18 protein-coding genes are annotated in these 20,542 nt (G+C 70.8%); 5 read left to right on the top strand and 13 right to left on the bottom strand.

Features of this window, described 5'->3' with window-relative positions:
• Positions 1–33 precede the first annotated feature (33 nt).
• Entirely contained in the window at positions 34–1,026 is a 993-nt protein-coding gene (locus ACFC96_RS22235) for a sigma-70 family RNA polymerase sigma factor (protein ID WP_376259908.1), read from the top strand.
• Here ACFC96_RS22235 and ACFC96_RS22230 read toward each other — a convergent pair.
• Entirely contained in the window at positions 928–1,299 is a 372-nt protein-coding gene (locus tag ACFC96_RS22230) for an STAS domain-containing protein (protein WP_376259910.1), read from the bottom strand. The genes ACFC96_RS22235 and ACFC96_RS22230 overlap by 99 nt on opposite strands.
• Before the next feature lie 187 nt (positions 1,300–1,486).
• Between ACFC96_RS22230 and ACFC96_RS22225 the strand changes: the two genes are divergently transcribed.
• Complete coding sequence (locus ACFC96_RS22225) at positions 1,487–2,410, top strand: AEC family transporter (protein WP_376259912.1); 924 nt, start codon at positions 1,487–1,489, stop codon at positions 2,408–2,410.
• A 69-nt stretch (positions 2,411–2,479) separates the two neighbouring features.
• On the opposite strand, the gene ACFC96_RS22220 is transcribed toward ACFC96_RS22225, so the two are convergent.
• From ACFC96_RS22220 to ACFC96_RS22165, 12 genes are all read right to left on the bottom strand, one after another.
• A complete protein-coding gene (locus ACFC96_RS22220; protein WP_376613724.1) occupies positions 2,480–3,757 on the bottom strand; it encodes a thymidine phosphorylase in 1,278 nt (425 codons plus the stop codon).
• A 94-nt stretch (positions 3,758–3,851) separates the two neighbouring features.
• A complete protein-coding gene (locus ACFC96_RS22215; RefSeq protein ID WP_376613722.1) occupies positions 3,852–4,241 on the bottom strand; it encodes a cytidine deaminase in 390 nt (129 codons plus the stop codon).
• The gene (locus ACFC96_RS22210; protein WP_376613720.1) at positions 4,238–5,527 is read right to left on the bottom strand and encodes an ABC transporter permease; all 1,290 of its coding nucleotides are present in this window, start codon (positions 5,525–5,527) and stop codon (positions 4,238–4,240) included. The genes ACFC96_RS22215 and ACFC96_RS22210 overlap by 4 nt, the downstream gene beginning before the upstream one ends.
• Positions 5,524–6,669 (bottom strand): ABC transporter permease, encoded by a 1,146-nt coding sequence (locus tag ACFC96_RS22205; RefSeq protein ID WP_376259918.1) that lies wholly within the window; start codon positions 6,667–6,669, stop codon positions 5,524–5,526. Before ACFC96_RS22205 ends, ACFC96_RS22210 begins: the two co-directional genes overlap by 4 nt.
• Complete coding sequence (locus ACFC96_RS22200) at positions 6,666–8,204, bottom strand: ABC transporter ATP-binding protein (RefSeq protein WP_376613761.1); 1,539 nt, start codon at positions 8,202–8,204, stop codon at positions 6,666–6,668. The genes ACFC96_RS22205 and ACFC96_RS22200 overlap by 4 nt, the downstream gene beginning before the upstream one ends.
• 221 nt (positions 8,205–8,425) lie before the next feature.
• The gene (locus ACFC96_RS22195; RefSeq protein WP_227296919.1) at positions 8,426–9,487 is read right to left on the bottom strand and encodes a BMP family protein; all 1,062 of its coding nucleotides are present in this window, start codon (positions 9,485–9,487) and stop codon (positions 8,426–8,428) included.
• Between the two features lie 220 nt (positions 9,488–9,707).
• Complete coding sequence (locus ACFC96_RS22190; protein WP_376259919.1) at positions 9,708–10,955, bottom strand: amidohydrolase; 1,248 nt, start codon at positions 10,953–10,955, stop codon at positions 9,708–9,710.
• Between the two features lie 160 nt (positions 10,956–11,115).
• Positions 11,116–11,898 carry a glycoside hydrolase domain-containing protein gene (locus ACFC96_RS22185; RefSeq protein WP_376260253.1) on the bottom strand — a complete coding sequence of 261 codons (783 nt, stop codon included), beginning with the start codon at positions 11,896–11,898 and terminating at the stop codon, positions 11,116–11,118.
• 181 nt (positions 11,899–12,079) lie between these two features.
• Positions 12,080–13,147 (bottom strand): hypothetical protein, encoded by a 1,068-nt coding sequence (locus tag ACFC96_RS22180; protein WP_376259921.1) that lies wholly within the window; start codon positions 13,145–13,147, stop codon positions 12,080–12,082.
• Positions 13,148–13,232: 85 nt separating this feature from the next.
• Complete coding sequence (locus ACFC96_RS22175) at positions 13,233–14,171, bottom strand: N-acetylneuraminate synthase family protein (protein WP_376259922.1); 939 nt, start codon at positions 14,169–14,171, stop codon at positions 13,233–13,235.
• A 14-nt stretch (positions 14,172–14,185) separates the two neighbouring features.
• Positions 14,186–15,526: a cytidylyltransferase domain-containing protein gene (locus ACFC96_RS22170; RefSeq protein ID WP_376259924.1), complete on the bottom strand. Its 1,341-nt coding sequence runs from the start codon at positions 15,524–15,526 to the stop codon at positions 14,186–14,188.
• Positions 15,527–15,552: 26 nt separating this feature from the next.
• Positions 15,553–16,866 (bottom strand): DUF6716 putative glycosyltransferase, encoded by a 1,314-nt coding sequence (locus ACFC96_RS22165; RefSeq protein WP_376259926.1) that lies wholly within the window; start codon positions 16,864–16,866, stop codon positions 15,553–15,555.
• 198 nt (positions 16,867–17,064) lie between these two features.
• Between ACFC96_RS22165 and ACFC96_RS22160 the strand changes: the two genes are divergently transcribed.
• The 3 genes from ACFC96_RS22160 to ACFC96_RS22150 are packed head-to-tail and all read left to right on the top strand — an operon-like array spanning position 17,065 to position 20,521.
• Positions 17,065–18,045 carry a glycosyltransferase family 2 protein gene (locus ACFC96_RS22160; RefSeq protein WP_266560871.1) on the top strand — a complete coding sequence of 327 codons (981 nt, stop codon included), beginning with the start codon at positions 17,065–17,067 and terminating at the stop codon, positions 18,043–18,045.
• The gene (locus tag ACFC96_RS22155) at positions 18,042–19,379 is read left to right on the top strand and encodes a polysialyltransferase family glycosyltransferase (RefSeq protein ID WP_376613718.1); all 1,338 of its coding nucleotides are present in this window, start codon (positions 18,042–18,044) and stop codon (positions 19,377–19,379) included. The genes ACFC96_RS22160 and ACFC96_RS22155 overlap by 4 nt, the downstream gene beginning before the upstream one ends.
• Positions 19,376–20,521, top strand: coding sequence for an acyltransferase family protein (locus tag ACFC96_RS22150; protein ID WP_376259932.1), 1,146 nt, complete (start codon positions 19,376–19,378; stop codon positions 20,519–20,521). Before ACFC96_RS22155 ends, ACFC96_RS22150 begins: the two co-directional genes overlap by 4 nt.
• Positions 20,522–20,542 lie beyond the last annotated feature (21 nt).

Here is a 20,542-nt window from a genome sequence, read left to right as displayed (position 1 = left end):
GACTTGCCAGAAGCCGCAGGGCGGGGTGTGGACATGAGTGACATCGCAGGGACGACCACCGAGCTGGACGTCCGTCTCGAGAAGCACCGGGTCGAGCTGACCGGGTACTGCTACCGGATGCTGGGCTCGGCCTTCGAGGCCGAGGACGCGGTGCAGGACACGATGGTCCGCGCCTGGCGCAGCTTCGACAAGTTCGAGGGGCGCTCCAGCCTGCGGTCCTGGCTGTACCGCATCGCGACGAACGTCTGCCTGGACATGCTGAACGCGGGCAACAAGCGGGCCCGTCCGATGGACCTGACGGCGGCGGCTCCGCTGGCGCAGGCGGCGCTCACCCCCCGGCCGGACAACGTGTGGCTGGAGCCGATGCCGGACGCGCGCGTGCTGCCGACCGTGCACGACCCCGCGGAGGCGGCGGTGGCGCGGGAGTCGGTGCGCCTCGCCTTCGTGGCGGCGCTCCAGCAGCTGCCCGCCAAGCAGCGGGTCGTGCTCATCCTGCGCGAGGTCCTGGCCTGGAAGGCGCAGGAGGTCGCCGAGCTCCTCGACACGTCGGTGGCGTCGGTGAACAGCGCGCTCCAGCGGGCCCGCGCCACGCTCGCCGAGGCCCCGGCCGAGACGAAGGACGCCGGCGGCGAGCTGGACGAGGAGCACCAGGCGCTCCTCGAGCGCTATGTCGCGGCGTTCGAGGGATACGACATGAAGGCCCTCACGGCGCTGCTCGCCGAGGACGCCGTCATGACCATGCCGCCGTTCGACCTGTGGCTGCGCGGCACGCCGGACATCACGGGCTTCATGACGACGATCGGCGCCTCGTGTGCCGACAGCCGGCTGGTGCCCGTCGAGGCCAACGGCTCGCCCGCGTTCGCCCACTACAAGCCCGACCCGGACAAGGGCGGGTTCGCGCCGTGGGCCGTCCAGGTCCTGGAGATCTCAGAGGGCCGGATCACCGGACTCCACTGTTTCCTGGACACGGCCCGCTATTTCCCGCTGTTCGGTCTGCCGCTCCATCTCGACGACCAGCCCGCCTAGGCCGGGCAGGCCGACCAGCTGGAGCAGGGCCCACAGGGCCGGGGACGGATCGCGCAGCCGCAGTCCCGCCCCGGCCCGGCGGGCGGCGAGCTGCATCCGGGCGAGCGCGTCCACGGTGGCGAGGTCGGCCGTGGTGACGGCCGCGAGGTCGCAGACGAGGTCGCGTGCGGGGGCGCGGGCGCATGCCGTGCGCACCTGCTCGCACAGGTGCGGCACGTCGCCGCGGCGCAGAGGGCCGGTGAGAGCCAGGTCGGGACGTCGGGAAGCAGCCACGCAAGAAAGACCCGCCCGGCGGCGGGAACTCATCGGCGATCCGGCCGTGTGCCGAGTGCCGTGCCTCACGCTCCCCGTGTGTCGCGCGCATCACGTTGACCCCGCGTCGGATGCCCTCCGAGGCTAGGGGGATGCTCCTTGATCACGTACCTGCTCAGCCGTCCGCACGACGCCGGCAGGGGGCAGCGTGACAGGGGTGCTGAACGGGTTCGCCGTCATCGCGGTGGTCATCGCCGTCGGCTATCTGATCGGCAGGCGCGGCTATCTCGGGGACAACGGCCGCGAGGTCCTCACCAAGCTCGCCTTCCATGTCGCCACACCCGCGCTCCTGTTCACCACGCTCGCGAAGGCCGACCTCTCGGTGATCCTGTCGCCGCGGCTGCTGGTGACGGCGCTGAGCACGGCGGCGGCCGCCGGGGTGTTCGTCGCGGTGGGTGCCGCGCGCCGGTGGGGCGTGGGACGGACCACGATCGGCGCCCTGTGCTCCAGCTACGTCAATTCGGGAAACCTCGGCATCCCCATCGCCGTGTACGTCCTCGGCGACGCCTCACTGGTCGCGCCCGTGCTGCTCTTCCAGCAGATCGTGGTGACGCCGATCGCGATGACGGTCCTCGATCTGTCGGAGGCCGGGGAGACGCGGTCGCTGTGGCGACGGCTCGTCACACCGCTGCGCAACCCGATCGCGGTCGGCGCGCTCACGGGCGTGATCGTGGCGGCGACGGGGTGGACAGTGCCGGGGCCGGTCTTCAACCCGGTCGATCTGATCGGCAAGATGTCCGTGCCGGTGGTGCTGCTCGCGTACGGGATCTCGCTGTGCGGGAGTTCGCTGCCGGCCCGGCGCGGTTCCGACCGGGTCCCGGTGCTGCTGTCGGTGGCCCTGAAGTCGGTGGGGCAGCCCGCGGTGGCGTGGGTACTCGCGGCGGGCGTCTTCGGTCTGCGGGGCGCATCGCTCCTGGACGTGGTGGTGACGTCGGCGCTCCCGGCCGCGCAGAACCTCTTCACGTACGCCTCGCGCTACCACGTCGCGGAGAGACTGGCGAGGGAGTCGATCCTGCTGTCGACGCTGGCGTCGGTGCCGGCGCTGGTGGTGATCGCGGCGCTGCTGGGGTGAGTCGAACGGGACCGGCGGAGGTCCACCGGTCCCGTTCGCCCGTTCCGGGAGACCCGGAGGAAACCCAGGTCAGCCGATGCGTTCCCGCACCACCGGCGTGGCCTCGAACGTCGTCCCCGGTGCCGCGATGTCGTACGAGCCGTCGACGGACTCAAGGGCGTACCCGAAGCGCTCCGGCGTGTCCGTGTGCAGGGTCATGAGGGGCTGGCCCTGCGTCACCGGGTCGCCCGGCTTGGCGTGGAGTTCGACGCCGGCGGCGGCCTGCACCACGTCCTCCTTGCGGGCGCGGCCCGCGCCGAGGCGCCAGGCGGCGACGCCGATGTCGTACGCGTCCAGGCGGGTCAGGACGCCGGACCTCCCGGCGACCACCACGTGCTGCTCACGGGACGTGGGCAGCGCCGCGTCGGGGTCACCGCCCTGTGCGGCGATCATGCGGCGCCAGACGTCCATCGCGGAGCCGTCGGCGAGGGCCTTCGCCGGGTCGGCGTCCTTGATGCCCGCGGCGTCGAGCATCTCGCGGGCCAGGGCGAGGGTGAGCTCGACGACGTCGGCGGGGCCGCCGCCCGCCAGCACCTCGACGGACTCGCGGACTTCGAGGGCGTTGCCTGCGGTGAGGCCGAGGGGCGTCGACATGTCGGTGAGCAGGGCGACGGTGCGCACGCCGCTGTCGGTGCCCAATTCGACCATCGTGGAGGCGAGTTCGCGGGCGTCCTCGATCGTCTTCATGAACGCGCCGGTGCCGACCTTGACGTCGAGGACGAGTGAGCCGGTGCCCTCGGCGATCTTCTTCGACATGATCGAGGAGGCGATGAGCGGGATCGCCTCGACGGTGCCGGTGACGTCGCGCAGCGCGTAGAGCTTCTTGTCGGCGGGGGCGAGCCCGTCACCGGCCGCGCAGATCACGGAGCCGACGGTGTCGAGGACGTGCAGCATCTCGTCGTTGGACAGCAGGGCGCGCCAGCCGGGGATGGACTCCAGCTTGTCGAGGGTGCCGCCGGTGTGGCCGAGGCCGCGGCCGGAGAGCTGCGGGACGGCGGCGCCGCACGCGGCGACCAGCGGGGCGAGCGGCAGCGTGATCTTGTCGCCGACGCCTCCGGTGGAGTGCTTGTCGGCGGTCGGGCGGGACAGGGACGAGAAGTCCATGCGCTCACCGGAGGCGATCATCGCGGCGGTCCAGCGGGCGATCTCCGTACGGTTCATGCCGTTGAGCAGGATCGCCATGGCGAGCGCCGACATCTGCTCGTCGGCGACGGCGCCGCGGGTGTACGCGTCGATGACCCAGTCGATCTGCTCGTCGCTGAGTTCGCCCCGGTCCCGCTTGGTCCGGATGACGGAGATGACGTCCATGGCGTTGTCCTTCCGCAGGTGGCAGCAGGGCCGACTCTACGCGCATAGAGCGACCCGTTGAAAGCGGCCCCGCCCAACAGGGCGGGGCCTTCGGTCAGTTGAGGTGCTGGGGTCCGAACGCGTCGGGGAGCATCTCGCCGAGCGGGCGGATCCCCGCCGTCGTCTCCAGGAGCAGCTCGGGCCCCCCGAACTCGTACAGGAGCTGGCGGCAGCGGCCGCACGGCATCAGGATCTCGCCCTTGCCGTCCACGCACGTGAAGTGCGTCAGACGGCCGCCGCCGGTCAGCTGGAGCTGCGAGACGAGCCCGCACTCGGCGCACAGGCCGAGCCCGTACGACGCGTTCTCGACGTTGCAGCCCGACACGGTGCGGCCGTCGTCCACGCGGGCCGCGGCGCCGACCGGGAAGGCCGAGTACGGCACGTACGCGCGGGACATGGCCTCGCGGGCCGTCTCTCTGAGTGCTTCCCAGTCGGCTTCCGTCACTTGCCCTGACCCTTCCGGTAGCGCATGCCGTCGGCCTTCGGCATCCGCAGCCGCTGCGCGGACAGCGAGAGCACCAGGAGGGTGACGACATACGGGGTGGCGCCGACGAAGTCGCCGGGCACCTCATCCGTCAGGAGGTACCAGACCAGGACGACCACGGCAATCACCGCGCTGACCGTGGCCTGGATCATGGCCTTGCGGTACGCCTTCCAGCCCGCCAGGAGGGCGAGCAGGACGACCAGCAGGAGCAGCAGCGCGTGCACGGTCTCACCGCCGTTGCGCAGCTGGAGCGCGTCGGAGAAGCCGAACAGGCCCGCGCCCATGGCGAGTCCGCCCGGCCGCCAGTTGCCGAAGATCATGGCGGCGAGGCCGATGTAGCCGCGCCCACCGGTCTGGCCCTCCAGGTAGCTGTGGGAGGTGACCAGGGCGAGGAACGCGCCGCCGAGACCCGCAAGTCCGCCGGAGATGGCGACGGCGGCGTACTTGTGCGCGTACACGTTGACGCCGAGGGACTCGGCCGCGACCGGGTTCTCGCCGCAGGAGCGCAGGCGCAGACCGAACGAGGTGCGCCACAGCACCCACCAGCTGCCCACGAAGAGCAGCACGGCGAGGATCGTGATCACGGAGACGTTGGTGACCAGACCGCCGAGGATGCCGGCGAGGTCGGAGACCAGGAACCAGTGGTGCTGCTCGATGGAGTGCAGGCCGCTGGACAGGCCCGGGATCGTGACGTCGCCCAGCGACTCGGCGGGCGGCGACTGCTTGGGGTTGCCGCCCTTGGTCGCGGGCTCTCCGTCGGCGAAGAACAGCTTGGCGAGGTACTGGGTGGCGCCCAGGGCGAGGAGGTTGACGGCCACACCGGAGACGATGTGGTCGACGCCGAACGTGACGGTGGCGACGGCGTGGATCAGACCGCCGAGGACACCGAAGCCGATGCCGCAGACGAGGCCGAGCCACGGGCTGGTCTGCCAGCCGAGCCAGCCGGCGCCGAACGTGCCGAGGATCATCATGCCTTCGAGGCCGATGTTGACCACGCCGGCCCGCTCCGACCACAGGCCCGCGAGGGCCGCGAGGCCGATGGGCACGGCGAGCCCGAGCGCGGCGCTGATCTGGCCGCCGGAGGTGAGCTGGTCGGCGCCCGTGATGACGCGGACGGCGGAGACCAGGAACAGCGCGCCGACGACGGTCATCAGGGTCTGGCCCGTGGAGAGCCGGCCGCGCGCCTTCCTGGCGCCGCTCACCGCGGGGGCCGCGGGAGGCGGGGTGTCGGTCTTCGTGGCGCTCATCCGGCCACCTCCTGCTTCTCGGTGCGGACGGCGGCGGCCTGCGCGGCGAGCTCGGCGCCGACCCGCTGCTGCTGGCGCTTGAGCCCGTAGCGGCGTACGACCTCGTAGGCGATGACGACGCACAGGACGATGACGCCCTGGATCACGCCGAGGATCTCCTTGTCGTAGCCCTGGAACTCCAGGTGGTTGGTGGTGCGCTCCAGGAAGCCCCACAGCAGGGCGCCGAGCGCGATGCCGACCGGGTGGTTACGGCCGAGCAGCGCGATCGCGATGCCCGTGAAGCCGAGGCCCACCGGGAAGCTGTTGTCGTACTGGTGGCTGTCGTTGAGGAGCGTCGGCATACCGACGAGACCGGCCACGGCACCCGAGATGATCATGCTGGTGGCGACCATCTTCTTGACGCTGACGCCGCTCGCGGCGGCCGCCGACTCGGACTGGCCGACGGTGCGCAGGTCGAATCCGAAGCGGGTGCGGCCGAGGACGAACCAGTACGCGACGCCGACGAGCACGGCGATCACGATGAAGCCCCAGACCTGGCCGGCCGGCCCCATGTCCATCGTGAAGAAGTACGAGGACTTCGGCAGCGGCTTGGTGGAGACCAGGGTGCCGGCGTCGTCGAGCTGGCCGAGCTGCTCGGGCTGGAGCAGGTAGGCGATGATCGCGGTGGCGATCGCGTTCAGCATGATCGTCGCGATGACCTCGCTGACCCCGCGGGTCACCTTGAGGATGCCCGCGATGGCCGCCCACAGGGCACCGGTCGCCATGGCCGCGAGCATGATCAGCGGGATGGAGAGCCAGCCGGGCAGCGTGAGCGCCCCGCCGAGCACGGCGGCGACGAACGCGGCGAGCCGGTACTGGCCGTCGACACCGATGTTGAACAGGTTCATGCGGAAGCCGATGGCCACCGCGACACCCGCGAGGTAGTACGTCGTCGCCTTGTTGAGGATGTAGACCTGGCTGTCGCTCGCGGAGCCGTAGGTCACCATGTCGCTGAACGCGGCGAACGGGTCCTTGCCGGTCGCCGTGATGATCAAGGCGGTGACGACCAGCGCGGCGATGATCGCCAGGAGCGGGGCGGCGATCGCGAGGATCAGCCGCTCCTTGTCGATCCGGGACGTGCCCCGGGATATCAGTGTCTTCATCGGACGTCCCCGCCTTCGGCGTCTTCCGTGTGCTGGAGGTGGCCCGAGGCCGCACCTGTCATGGCGGAGCCCAGCTCCTCCGGGGTGATGGTGGCGGGGTCGGCGTCGGCGACCAGGCGGCCGCGGTACATCACCCGCAGGGTGTCGGACAGGCCGATCAGCTCGTCCAGGTCGGCCGAGATGAGCAGCACGGCGAGGCCCTCGCGGCGGGCGCGGCGGATCTGGTCCCAGATCTGCGCCTGCGCGCCGACGTCCACACCGCGGGTGGGGTGGGCGGCGATCAGCAGCTTGGGCGCGTGGCTCATCTCGCGGCCGACGATCAGCTTCTGCTGGTTGCCGCCGGACAGGGAGGCCGCGGTGACCTCGATGCCGGGGGTGCGGACGTCGTAGTCGCGCACGATGCGCTCGGTGTCGGCGCGGGCGGCCTTCAGATCGAGCAGCCCGCGCTTGGAGTTGGGGCGCTCGGTGACATGGCCGAGGACCCGGTTCTCCCACAGCGGCGCTTCGAGGAGGAGGCCGTGGCGGTGCCGGTCCTCGGGGATGTACCCGACACCGGCTTCACGGCGCTTGCGGGTGGGGGTCCGGGTGACGTCGGCGCCGTCCAGGGCGACGGTGCCGCGGTCCGCGGTCCGCATGCCCATGATGGCCTCGACGAGTTCGGACTGACCGTTGCCCTCCACGCCCGCGATGCCGAGGACTTCGCCGCGGCGGATGGTGAAGGTGACGTCGTCGAGGATGACGCGCTCGACGCCGTCCAGGTCGGTCTGCGTGAGGCGCACCCCCGCCAGGTGGAGCATCGGGGTGTCGGTGACCGTCGACTCCTCGGTCTCCGGCGAGGGCAGCTCGCTGCCGACCATCAGCTCGGCGAGCTGCTTGGTGCTGGTGTTCCTCGGGTCGGCCGTGCCGACCGTCGTCCCGCGCCGGATGACCGTGATCTCGTCCGCGACGGAGAGCACCTCACCCAGCTTGTGGGAGATGAAGATGACGGTGAGGCCCTCGGACTTGAGCTCGCGCAGGTTGTCGAAGAGCGCGTCGACCTCCTGCGGCACGAGGACCGCGGTGGGCTCGTCGAGGATCAGCGTCCGGGCGCCCCGGTAGAGGACCTTGAGGATCTCGACGCGCTGGCGGTCGGCGACCCCGAGCTCCTCGACGAGGACGTCGGGCCGCACGCCGAGGCCGTACGCCTCGGATATCTCGCGGATCTTCGTACGCGCCTTGCCGCCGATGCCGTGCAGCTTCTCGGCGCCCAGGACGACGTTCTCCAGGACGGTGAGGTTGTCGGCCAGCATGAAGTGCTGGTGGACCATGCCGATGCCGCGCGCGATGGCGTCGGCGGGCGTGGCGAAGGTGACCTGGGTGCCGTCGATCGCGATGGTGCCCTCGTCCGGCTTCTGCATGCCGTAGAGGATCTTCATCAGGGTCGACTTGCCGGCGCCGTTCTCACCGCACAGGGCGTGGACGGTGCCCCGCCGTACGGTGATGTCGATGTCGCGGTTGGCGACGACGCCGGGAAAGCGCTTGGTGATGCCGCGCAGTTCGACGGCGGGAGGGCTGGACGCGTTGATGGCGCACTCTCCTCGGGGGACAGGACGTACGTACGGAAGGGGTGAACGGTCGCGCGGAGCCGCACGGGGCGCGTCGGCGACGGTAGTACGCCAACTCTTAGCTACACGCGTAGAGTTGACACATTGTTATGGCTCGGCGAGGGGAAGCTTTCGCCACTCCCCCCGCCGAGCCGGGCCCTTCGGGCCTCAGGTCACGGGGTGGTCTTGACCTTGACCTTGCCGCTCGCGATCTGCTCCTTGGCGGCGTCCAGCTTGGCCTGGATGTCGTCGATGTAGCCGCCGGAGGTGGCGAGCGAGACGCCGCCGTCCTTCAGGGCGTAGGTGTTGGTGCCGGTCTTCGGCGAACCGTCCTTGACCGACTTGATCAGGTCGAAGACGCCGATGTCGACGTTCTTGACGACCGAGGTCAGGATCGAGGACTTGTACTTGGCCAGACCCGGGATGTTGTACTGGTCCGAGTCGACGCCGATCGCCCAGGCGCCCTTCGTGCCGGAGACGGCCTCGATGGCACCGTTGCCGGAGGAGCCGGCCGCCGAGTAGACGACGTCGGCGCCCTTGTCCAGCATGCCCTGGGCGGCTTCCTTGCCCTTGTCCGGGGAGGCGAAGCCGGAGGTGTCCGAACCGTGGCTCAGGTACTGGACGTCGACCTTGATCTTCGGGTTGGTGGCCTTGACGCCCTGGACGTAACCCGCCTCGAACTTCTTGATCAGCGGGACGTCGACACCGCCGATGAAGCCGACGTGGTCCTTCTTCGTCTTCAGCGCGGCGGCGACGCCGGCCAGGTAGGAGCCCTGCTCCTCGGTGAAGACGATGGAGTCGGTGTTCTTGGCGTTCACCACGGAGTCGACGATTCCGAAGGTGGTCTTCGGGTACTTCGCGGAGACCTTGGTCATCGAGGTGGCGTACGCGTAGCCGACGCCGATGATGGGGTTGTAGCCGGCGTCGGCCAGGTCGGACAGACGCTGCTCGCGGTCGGCCTCGGTGTCGGAGGTCTTGGCGGTCAGCTCCTTGAGGTCACCGCCGAACTCCTTCTTGGCCTTGTCGGCACCGCGCGCGGCGGAGTCGTTGAAGGAGTGGTCGCCCCGGCCGCCGACGTCGAAGGCGAGGCCGATCTTGACGCCGCCCTTCTTGCCGGAGTCCGACGAGGAGCCCGAGGACTCGTTGTCCGAGGAAGTGCCGCCACATGCGGTGGCGGTGAGAGCGAGTGCCGCGGTGGCTATGCACGCGGCGGAGATTTTGGCTACCCGGCGCAAGGGAGGCTCCTTCGACCTGACCTGAGCGCCGGGCTTCCGGCGCTGGTTTTCGGACGGATCGTAACGCGCGTAGATGTCAGATAAAGGGCTGTTCCGCAGCCGTTATCGGATTGACGCGAACGCCGCCCGGCCGCCCGGTCTACGGGGCGTTACGTGGGTGGGTCGGGTGGGTTACGTGCCGGCCACACCGACCCTTTCCTCCCAACGGTTCACGCCACTGCTAGCGCGCGGCCCCGTCCATCAGCGCCGCCGCCGTGAACAGCTCCACCCCTACCGTGATCGCCGACTCGTCCGCGTCGAAGTCGCCCTGGTGCAGGTCTCGTCCGCCGCGCTCGCCGGGAGTGCGCACCCCGAGGCGGGCCATGGCTCCGGGGACGTGCTCCAGGTACCAGGAGAAGTCCTCGCCGCCCAGGCTCTGCGGGGTGTCCTCGACGGAGTGGGCGCCGCGACGCAGGGTCATCGCCGCGGTCAGGAGATCGGTGACCTCCGGGGCGTTGACGACAGGCGGCACCCCGCGGATGTAGTTGATCTCCGACTTGGCGCGGTAGAGGTCGGCGATCTCCTGGATCGCGCCGTGCACGAGGTCGGGCGCCTGCCGCCACGCCTCCAGGTCGAGGCAGCGGACGGTGCCGGACAGCTCGGCGTGCTGCGGGATCACATTGCACGCGTGGCCGGATTCGATACGGCCCCAGGTCACGGCGAGGCCCGAACGGGCGTCGATGCGGCGGGCGACGAGCGCGGGGACCTCGGTGGCCACCTTCGCCGCGGCGGTCACGAGGTCGGTGGTGAGGTGGGGGCGCGCGGTGTGCCCGCCGGGCCCGTCGAGCGCCACCTCCAGACGGTCGCAGGCCGAGGTGATCGCGCCGGGCCGCAGTCCGATCCGGCCCGCGTCGACCTTCGGGTCGCAGTGCACGCCGATGATGGACCCGACGCCTTCGAGCACGCCCGACTCGATGGCGTCGGGGGCGCCGCCGGGCAGCACCTCCTCGGCGGGCTGGAAGATCAGGCGTACGGGGTGCGGGAGCCGGCCCTGCCGGTGCAGCTCGGCGAGGACCAGGCCCGCCCCGAGCACGACCGTGGTGTGCACGTCGTGACCGCAGGCGTGGGCCCGGCCGGGCACGGTGGAGCGGTAGGCGCAGCTCGCCTTGGTGTCCGGGATGGGGAGCGCGTCGATGTCGGCGCGCAGGGCGAGCATGGTGCGCCCGCCCCGCCACTCCCCGTCCTGCGTGCCGATGTCGCAGACGAGTCCCGTGCCGATGTCCAGGATGCGTGGCGTGAGGCCGGCCTTCTCGAGGCGGGCCCTGATCGCCGCCGTCGTGCGGAACTCCTGGTTGCCGAGCTCGGGGTGCATGTGCAAGTCACGCCGGAAGGCGACCAGTTCGGCACGGAGCTCTTCGGACAGCGTGCCGGGCAGCGCTCCTGCGGTGACCGCTTCCGCGGGCTGACCGGCCTCGGACCCTCGGGACATCAATTGGTTCACCCTTTGAAGGGTAGGCCGGGGCAGGGGGCAACCGCCCCACGATCAACAAAAGTTCAACCGAATTGGGGTAAGAAACTCGGGCCCGACTCGCATGGCCTACCCGTACGGGGGGTATGACACCTCTTTCATACCCCCCCACCGGCCTCGTCTACCCGACGATCGCCACCGGCGCGTCCCAGGCGTCCCGGTCCACCGTGATCGCGTAACCGCCGCGGGACTCCTTGCTGTTCACCATGTACTGGTGGGCGCGGCGGTGCCCCGTCCACAGGGTGGAGGCGAAAGGCCAGTCGGACGTCGTGGTGTTGACCTTGTCCCACAGCGCGTACCAGAGGATGTCCGGCATGTCGGTGCGGTTCGTCGTCGTGGCGACGGCCTTCGCGCTGGAGCTGCGGAAGCCGTAGAAGCCGGTCCGGTAGTTCTTGGCGTGCACGGCCTTGTCCCAGGCGCGGACGTAGGTGAGGACCGCGTTGTTGCAGGACGTGTCCGTGGTGTCGTACGACTCCATGTCCAGGTAGAGCGGGGAGCCGGCCTTCATGCCGAGGGCGGCGGCCTTGGTGACGGCGTCGGCGCCGTCCGTGGCGCCGAGCGACGCGGCGGTGGACGCGGTCATCTTCTCGGGGTTCGCGCCGGACTGGCAGGGCGGCTGGGCGCCCACGTAGAGCGGGATCAGTTTCCAGCCGGAGGCGCTGACCGACTTCACCCACGAGGCGGTGAGGTTGGGCTGGGCGCAGCCGCGGTTCTTGCCGCCCACGTAGACGGCCGCGGCGCCGTAGAAGCCGGTCTTCCAGGCCTTCATGGCGGAGAGGGAGGGGGCCGTGCACGTGTCGAAGGCGCGGCCGGTGTACGTCTTGGCCGCGGGCAGGGTGGTGGCTGTCGCGGACTGGGCCACGATCGCTCCGGTGGCGGCGAGTGCCACGCCCGCGGCGGACATGGCGAGGTAGCGGCGTCTCTTGGACAAGCGGTGCCGGGGGTGCGTCACGGGTTCCTCTGGGCGCTCTGTACGGATGCGGAGTGGGGGGTGCGGAGAGTCTGACCGGCCGGCACCCCGACGCGTTGCCCTTCGGATGGCCATGCGATCACCAAGGTCTGGCCAAGATCCCGGAGGCCGGGGCTCACATCGCGGGGGCGACCGAGGCGAGGCGGTGCACGTCGCGTGCGGTACCGGTGACGCCGGAGAGGAAGCCCTGGGCGCGCGGTGAGGCGTTCTCCGTCAGCCACGCGGGGTCGATGTCGCAGACGGCGACCCGGACCTCGGTGCCGACGAGGGCCAGCGGCAGGGTGTGGACGACCGTCGAGGGGAAGCTGAGGATCGTACGGCCGATGGGGCCGCGGCGGGCGATCAGCTCGAGGGGGAGGTCGGGGCGCACGATCTCCAGGCCGGTCTCCACCGCGAGGCGGTGCAGCTTGTCGGAGCTCTCGCGGCGGTGGGCGAAGTAGCGGGTCGCGCCGTGGGCACGGGCGAGGGCCCGCACGGCCTCCAGGTAGCGGTCCGGGTCGACGACGCCGGTCTCGACGAGGGACGTGCCGACGAGGTCGGCGCCCTTCGTCATGCGGGGCGGGCCGAAGCGGGCGCGGGTCCAGGTGAAGTCGTTGCGGGTGACGCGGACGCCGTCGGGGACGGAGTCGATCGGCATGGCCGAGAACACCTCGACGGTACGGCGGGCGCCGTCGGGGGTGAGGCGGCGGCGGGCCGCGGCGGAGACGGGCGCGAAGACGACGTCGCGCGGTCCGGGGCGGCCGCCGCGGCGGTGCCAGCGCACGAGGCGCTCGCCGCGGGCGAGCTGGGAGACGAACTCCATGGTCGCGGTGCCGTCGTCGACGACGACGAGTTCGGCGGCCCGGGTGATCGTCAGCAGGAGCTGCACGTAGCGGGAGAACGGGTCGCCGATGACGATGCGGGCGGCCTTGCGCAGCGCGCCCGCGAGTCCGCCGATGGTGTGGAAGGGCGCGGTGGCGCCGCCGCGTGCCTCTTCCCAGCGCACGGTGTGGCCCTCGTCGCGGGCGAGTTCGGCCATGCGGCGCAGCTGGCCGCGGGTCATGGGGTCCGTGGGCGACAGGACGACCAGGGTGATCCGGTCCGTCGTGTCGGTGCTCTCGGCGAGATGCGCCCATTCCAGGACGTTGAGGAGCTGGACGGGGCTCTCCACGAAACACAGGGTTCCGGAGCGTGCTGCTGACATGGGCCCTCCGAGGGACCTGTGGGGGTTGGGGCCCGTGGGCCGGCGCCTGGCCGGGCGCCGGCCCACACGGGCGGACGTCGGACGGTCAGACGCCGACCGGCTCGCCCGCGGCGACGGCGATCTCCGACTCGGCGACGACGCCCGTGACGCGGCGGAGCTTCTTCATCGGGCCGAGCTCCGACTCGTAGACCTTCTTGACGCCGTCACCGAGGGACGCCTCGATGGTGCGGATGTCGCGCACGAGGCGGGTGAGGCCCTGCGGCTCGACGGAGGCGGCCTGGTCGGAGCCCCACATGGCGCGGTCGAGGGTGATGTGACGCTCGACGAAGGTGGCGCCGAGGGCGACGGCGGCGAGCGTGGTCTGCAGGCCGGTCTCGTGGCCGGAGTAGCCGATCGGGACGTTCGGGTACTCGGCCTGGAGGGTGTTGATGACGCGGAGGTTGAGCTCCTCGGCCACCGACGGGTACGTCGAAGTGGCGTGGCACATCAGGATGTTGTCGCTGCCGAGGACCTCGACCGCGTGCCGGATCTGCTTCGGCGTCGACATGCCGGTGGAGAGGATGACCGTGCGGCCGGTGGCGCGCAGGGCGCGGAGCAGCTCGTCGTCGGTGAGCGAGGCGGAGGCGACCTTGTGGGCCGGGACGTCGAACTTCTCCAGGAAGGCGACGGCCTCGGTGTCCCACGGGGAGGCGAACCAGTCGATGCCGCGCTTCTTGCAGTGCTCGTCGATCTGGCGGTACTCGTCCTCGCCGAACTCGACGCGGTGGCGGTAGTCGATGTACGTCATGCGACCCCAGGGGGTGTCGCGCTCGATGTCCCACTGGTCGCGCGGGGTGCAGATCTCCGGGGTGCGCTTCTGGAACTTGACGGCGTCGCAGCCGGCCTCGGCGGCCACGTCGATCAGCTTGAAGGCGTTGTCGAGGTCGCCGTTGTGGTTGATGCCGATCTCGCCGGTGATGTACACGGGCTGACCGGGGCCGGCCGTCTTCGAACCGAACGTGCGCAGGCGGGAGTTGGTGCTCATGACTGGGGAGTTCCTTACTTGTTGAGGGAGTCGAGAGAAGGGCCGAGGATCCAGGTGGCGATCTCTCGGATCGCGCCGTCACCACCGGGGAGAGTGGTGACCGCGCGCGCGGCGCCTCGTACGACGTCGTGGGCGCTCGCGACCGCCACGGGCCAGCCGACGAGGCCGAAGCACGGGAGGTCGTTGACGTCGTTGCCGACGTAGAGCACGCGCTCGGGCGCGATGCCCTGCTCCTCGCACCACTGCTTGAGTGCGAGGTCCTTGCGGTCGATGCCGTGCAGGACCGGGATCTGGAGCTTCCTGGCCCGGGCGGCGACGACCGGGTTCTGTTCCGTGGACAGGATCAGCAGCGGCAGGCCCGACTTGCGCAGGGCCGCGACGCCGAGGCCGTCACCGCGGTGCACGGTGACGAACTCCCGTCCGTCGGAGTCGATCAGCACCTTGTCATCGGTCTGGGTGCCGTCGAAGTCGAGGACGACCGCGTCGATGTCTTCGGCGGTCGGGAGGGAGCCGATGGGGGTCCCCCCTGTTCGAGCGGAGTCGAGAACTTGGGGGATGTTCGCGTCGAAGAGGGGCGCGAGGGCACGGGCGCGGGAGAGGTCGTGCGGGTCGTCGATCTCCAGGACGCGCGCCGGGTCGGTGCGGACGAGTTCCGTGCGGCCGAAGAACCGGTGCTTGGCCTCGCGGAAACCGCTCGCGTCCATGGCGTAGACCGCGCCGGTCTCCAGGAGGTCCTGGGGGCGGTCCTGGCGCATCTGGCGGAAGGACTTGTCGTGGTTGACGCCGTAGCCGCCGCTGGTGGCCGCGGGGGCGACCAGCGTGTCCGTGCCGCCTTCGACGGAGGCACGTCCGACCACGGCGGGCGCGGCCGGCTCGTCATCGGCGTCGCGCCACACGAAGCCGTGGAAGGGGGCGACGGTCAGGGCCGTGTCGGCGCCCCTCTCGACGATCGCGTCGACGACGCCGTCGATGTCCTCGCGGACGAGGAAGGGGCTGGTGCACTGGACGAGGAGCACGACGTCGACCGCTGCGCCCTGGAGTGCCTCGTGGGCGTCGAGGGCGTGCAGCACGGCCGCCTCGGAGCTCGACTTGTCGCCGGCGATGGCGGCCGGCCGCAGGACGACCTCGGCTCCCGCCTCGCGGGCGGCGGCGGCGATCGCGGCGTCGTCGGTGGAGACCACGACGTCCGTGACGAGCCGGGTGGCGCGGCACTCGCGGACGGTGCGGGCCACGAGGGGCACGCCGCCGACCGGGGCGAGGTTCTTGGCGGGCACTCCCTTGGAGCCGCCACGGGCGGGGATCACGGCGAGGACGCGGCGGACCGGTGCCGCTGTGCCCGCTTCCGGGTTGGTCATCAGGTCTCCTTGAGAGGTACGGGCGTTCACAGCTCGCCCATCCGCCGTATGACGGGTGCCACGCGCTGCACTCCGTGCCGGTATGCGCCACGGGCGGCCCGGCGCACGATCTGCCGGACGGGGCCGGGCTCCTTGCCGGCGGCGGGTGCGCCGGGCAGCGGCGTCCCGTCGGGGGCGAGGTGGTGGCGGGCGAGGATGCGCGGCAGGTAGCCGGGGGCGGTGGTGAGGCTGTAGTAGGGGGCCAGGGGCGGGAGCCGGTCGGCTCCGGCCAGGCCCGTGACCCGGGCGCGGGCCGTGTCGAAGGCGGTGTCGTACGTGCCGTCGGCCGCGACGCCCTGGCGCGCCACCCACTCCTCGTCGGCCTTCGGCAGGTGGCCCGCGTCGAGCTGGTCCCAGGAGGCGAGGCACCCGGAGCCCGTGAAGTGGTGGTTGCCGAGCGCCTCGCGCACCCCGAGGTCGGTGAGCAGCGCGGTGGGGATGCGCCGGTGCAGGGCTTCGAGCGCGGCCGTCGAGCTGACGGTGACCAGGAGGTCGGTGCGGTCGAGCACCTCGCCCATGTGCCCGTAGACGAGGCGGCAGTTGGCGGGCAGTCCGCCGTCGATCCGCTGGGCGAGCTTCTGGTAGGGCGCCTCTTCGATGTGGGTGGTGTGCTCGCCGGGCTTGCTGCGCAGTTTGAGCAGTACCTCGCGCTCCGGGTGCAGCCGGGCGTGCCCGACGAGCCGCTTGAGCAGGTAGGCGCGGTCGGCGGGGGTGTCCGGCACAGAGGGCTGCGCGGCGAAGACGACCGTGTACGGGTCGTGCTTCTCGTAGGGCGTGCCGCCGAGGAACGGCAGCGCGCACTCGGTCACCGCGGAGGCGTCGGCGTCCACACCCTCGTACACCGCGCGGAAACGCTCCGCGTCGTGGCGGGAGTTGGCGAGGACGAGGTCGGCGCCGTGCCGCAGGAGCAGTCCGTCGGCGAGCTTCTCGTAGACGACTCCCACGTAGCCGGTGACGACGACGGGCCGCCCGGCCCGGCCCTGCCAGGCCCGCGCGAGGCCGTGGAGCATGGCCTGGACGGCGCCGCCGACGAGGGCGAGGACGAGGACGTCGTACCGGTCGGCTTCCTGTTCCATACGGCGCAGGAATTCGACGGCGGTGACTTCGTCGAGGCTGTCGGCGCGGACGCCGACCTCGTCGAGTTGGCGGGGTGTGGGGGTGGCCCGGCCGCGCAGGAGGAATCCGTCGAGCGGGCTCTCGTCGGTGGTGAGGCGGCGCGCGGTGAGCGCGCCCCACTTCCACCGGGTGTCGGAGTCCGCGAGCACGGCGACCCGTCGGGTCTGAGAGGTACTTGCTGGCACACCGAAGAAGCTAGGAAGCGTTTTGGGACCGCGGCCCAACCGGAGTGCAACAAACGGTTAACAGCGCACCGACGAATGGCGAATCGAGCCGGGAAACGGCCGTGAAGCAGGCGGGTTCACTATTCCGCCACGCGTCGTTCACCTGGCATCTCACCATCGGTCAAGACGAATGCCGGGCCGCCGCCTAGCGTCCTTCACGTGGTCAAGCTCTCCGTCATCGTGCCGTTCTACAACGTGCAGCAATACGCGCCCGACACCCTCAGAAGTCTTCGCGCCAACGCGCGTGACGACTTCGAATTCATTCTCGTCGACGACTGTTCGAAGGACGAGACCCCGGACATTCTCGCGCGCGCCGAGCGCGAGCTGCCCGGCGCGGTCCTGGTCAGACACGAAAAGAACGGAGGCCTGGCCACCGCGCGCAACACCGGACTCGACGCGTCGCGGGGCGAGTACCTGACATTCCTGGACGGCGACGACTGGCTCGCCCCCGGATACTACGAGCGGCTCCTCGCCTCCATCGAGGGCCTGGGCTGCGACTTCGTGCGCACGGACCATGTCCAGTGCACCGCGCGGGCCCGCACCGTCCACCGCGTGCCGACCGGCAGGCGCGGTGTCGTCATGGATCCGCGCGAGGCGATCCTGCCCGCCGACCGCTCGACGTCCGTCGACTACGCGTACGCGTGGGCCGGCATGTATCACCGCCGGCTCGCCGACGCCGGTCTCCTCCACTTCACCGACGGCCTGCGCACGGCCGAGGACCGGCCGTGGATCTGGCGGCTGCACCGCGAGGCGAAATCCTTTGCCGCAGTGGGACTTCTCGGGGTTTTCTACCGGCGCGGTGTCGCGTCGTCACTGACGCAGATCGGCGATGTCCGGCAGCTCGATTTCATCAAGGCGTTCGACCAGGTGGTGGCCGAAACGGCACAGGACAAGGACGCGGAAAACCTTCTGCCGAAGGCCGTCCGTACGTACTGCGCGATTATTTCCCACCACTTGGGATCCATCGAAAGGTTCGAACCGGCAGTGGCGCGCAAATTGAAGACGATGAGTTCCGCGGCGCTGAAGCGCATGCCGCAGGACGTGCTCGACGACGCCCTCGACTCGATGGACGTGCAGCGGGCGACGCGCCTGCGCAGGCTGCGGCGCCGCCCCGCCGCGGCGGGGGTGGCTGCCGCGTGACCACACAGATCTTCTTCGCCTCCACGCTGTACGGGACCGCGACGCTCGCCGCGGCCCTCGACGCGGACTGCTTCGCGCCCGCGGACCGGCGCATCCTGCTCGTCGCCAACAACGCGGCGACCCCCGAGACGACGCCCGCCGTCGACGAGATGCCGGGCTTCGAGCGGCTGCGCGGCCGCTTCGACGACGTCGTGTCGTGGAACGAGACCATCGCGCCGTTCCACCCCGGCGGCTGGGCCCCGCGCCCGGACGACGTACCGCTGTGGGAGCGCCATCTGCGGCTCGCCTGGGAGCTGGGCGACGACGACGTCGAGCTGGCCGTGGAGTCGATCCAGGTCAACCCGGCGATGGCGGTGGCGCAGATCTTCACCGGCGTCCCCGTCGACGTGTACGCGGACGGCCTGATGAGCTACGGCCCCACCCGCAACAAGATCGATCCGCTGGTCGGCACGCGCGTTCGGCGGCTGCTGCATCTGGACCTCGTGCCGGACCTGAAGCCGCTGCTCCTCACGGAGTTCGGCGTGGAGCCCGAGGTCGTGCCGACGGACGTCTTCGTGAAGGTACTGGCCGAACTCGGCGACGTCAGCGGCGAGTTGCCCCCCGTCGGGCCCGAACCGGCCGTACTGCTCGGGCAGTACCTCTCCGCGCTCGACATCCTCACCGCTCAGGAGGAGGAGGACCTGCATGTGCGGATGATGCGCGGCGCGTTCGCCCTCGGCCACACGCGGATCGTCTTCAAGCCCCATCCGACGGCGCCGGCCACCTGGTCGCGCACCCTGGAGGCCGAGGCGGAGAAGCTCGGCGCCGAACTCACCGTCCTCGACACGCCCGTGCTCGCCGAGGTGCTGTACCAGCGGATGCGCCCGGCCCTGGTGGTCGGCTGCTTCTCGACGGCGCTCCTGACCGCGTCCGCGTTCTACGGCATCCCGGTCGCCCGCATCGGCACCGGCACCCTCCTCGACCGCCTCGCCCCGTACCAGAACAGCAACCGCGTCCCGGTCACGATCGTGGACGCGCTGCTGCCGGAGCTGTCGGAGCAGGCGGCCGTGACCGCGCAGGACTCCGGCACGGCGACCGCCGAGCTGAACCAGCTGGTGCGCGCGGTCGGCTTCGCCATGCAGCCGAAGATCTACCCGGAGCTGCGGGCGGCGGCCGAGCGCTACCTCTCCACACGGCTGAACGACCACACGTGGCGCTACTTCAAGCGCCGCCGGCTCACGTCCCTCGCGCTGCCCGGCGCCGTCCCGGCCCAGCTCGCGTTCATTCCGCGCAACGCGACGGTGCGCCGAGTCGCCCGCCGCGCGCGCTCGTTCAAGCGGGCCGCCCTCGGATGAGTACTTCGCAGACGACGCTCCCGACGCTTTCCCCGGGAGCGGACACCACGGCGCGGACCGCGCGCTCCGGCGCGCGCGCACCGCGGCTGAGAGCCCTGGACGGCCTGCGGCTCATAGCCGCCCTGATGGTCGCCGCGTACCACTACGGCGGCCGCGACGGTGAGGTGTCCCAGGCATGGGGCACCTCACCGAAGGTCCAGTTCCCCTCCCTGCACCAGTGGTTCGCGTACGGCTGCCTCGGGGTGCAGATCTTCTTCGTCATCAGTGGCTTCGTGATCTGCATGAGCGGCTGGGGCAAACCCCTGCGCTCGTTCTTCGCCTCCCGCGCGTCCCGTCTGCTGCCGTCGTACTGGGCGGCCGTGATCCTGGTGACGGCGGTCTTCGCACTGCCGGTGGTCGCGTACAGGGCGGTCTCGCCCAGTGACGCGCTCCTCAATCTGACGATGCTTCAGCAACCGCTCGGCGTGGACCGCGTCCTCGGCGTCTGCTGGACGCTGTGGGCCGAGGTCCGCTTCTACGCGCTGTTCGCCCTGTGCGTCGTCCTGCCGGGCGCGAACCGGCGCCGCATCGTGCTGTTCTGCGCCGTGTGGACGCTCGCCGCCGCGATCACCCAGGCGTCCGGCGAGCCGGCCCTCGAGGTCGTCCTGATGCCGGAGTACGCGCCCTACTTCATCGGCGGCGTCGGCCTGTATCTGCTCCACCTCGACCGCCGCGACATGACCGCGTGGGGCATCGTCCTCGTGAGCTGGCTGATCGGTCAGCACTACGCGGTGGCCGCGCTGTGGCACGCACCGAATCCTCACTTCTTCTCGTACCGCGGGTCGGGTTCGATCATCCTGATAGTCACGCTCGGTTTCGTGGCGGTGGGCGCGATCGCGCTCGGGCTGCTGAACCGGGTCAACTGGGGATGGCTGACGGTCGCCGGTGCGCTGACATACCCGTTCTACCTGGTCCACGAGCATCTGGGCTGGGTGACGATCGAGGTGCTGCACCGGCGTCTCGGGCTGCCGTCGGCCGCGACATTCGCCCTCACGGTGGCCGCGATGCTCACCCTCGCGTGGCTTCTGAACCGCTTCGTCGAGAAGCCGCTCACACCTTTCCTGCGCAAACGCCTGAACCCCACTTCGGCCAGGATTCACTGAGGATTCATGCCCTGCAGAGTT

The organism is Streptomyces sp. NPDC055955 (assembly GCF_042270245.1).
In the GTDB taxonomy this organism is placed as follows: domain Bacteria; phylum Actinomycetota; class Actinomycetes; order Streptomycetales; family Streptomycetaceae; genus Streptomyces.
Note: the sequence above shows the minus strand (reverse complement) of the source record. Positions and strands in the feature narration are given on the sequence as shown.

Excerpts from the sequence above, each read along its gene's own strand:
- ACFC96_RS22235 (WP_376259908.1), top strand. The coding sequence starts at position 34 with ATGAGTGACATCGCAGGGACGACCACCGAGCTGGACGTCCGTCTCGAG.
- ACFC96_RS22220 (WP_376613724.1), bottom strand. The coding sequence starts at position 3,757 with ATGGACGTCATCTCCGTCATCCGGACCAAGCGGGACCGGGGCGAACTC.
- ACFC96_RS22210 (WP_376613720.1), bottom strand. The coding sequence starts at position 5,527 with ATGAGCGCCACGAAGACCGACACCCCGCCTCCCGCGGCCCCCGCGGTG.
- ACFC96_RS22205 (WP_376259918.1), bottom strand. The coding sequence starts at position 6,669 with ATGAAGACACTGATATCCCGGGGCACGTCCCGGATCGACAAGGAGCGG.
- ACFC96_RS22190 (WP_376259919.1), bottom strand. The coding sequence starts at position 10,955 with ATGTCCCGAGGGTCCGAGGCCGGTCAGCCCGCGGAAGCGGTCACCGCA.
- ACFC96_RS22185 (WP_376260253.1), bottom strand. The coding sequence starts at position 11,898 with ATGTCCGCCGCGGGCGTGGCACTCGCCGCCACCGGAGCGATCGTGGCC.
- ACFC96_RS22180 (WP_376259921.1), bottom strand. The coding sequence starts at position 13,147 with ATGTCAGCAGCACGCTCCGGAACCCTGTGTTTCGTGGAGAGCCCCGTC.
- ACFC96_RS22175 (WP_376259922.1), bottom strand. The coding sequence starts at position 14,171 with ATGAGCACCAACTCCCGCCTGCGCACGTTCGGTTCGAAGACGGCCGGC.
- ACFC96_RS22170 (WP_376259924.1), bottom strand. The coding sequence starts at position 15,526 with ATGACCAACCCGGAAGCGGGCACAGCGGCACCGGTCCGCCGCGTCCTC.
- ACFC96_RS22150 (WP_376259932.1), top strand. The coding sequence starts at position 19,376 with ATGAGTACTTCGCAGACGACGCTCCCGACGCTTTCCCCGGGAGCGGAC.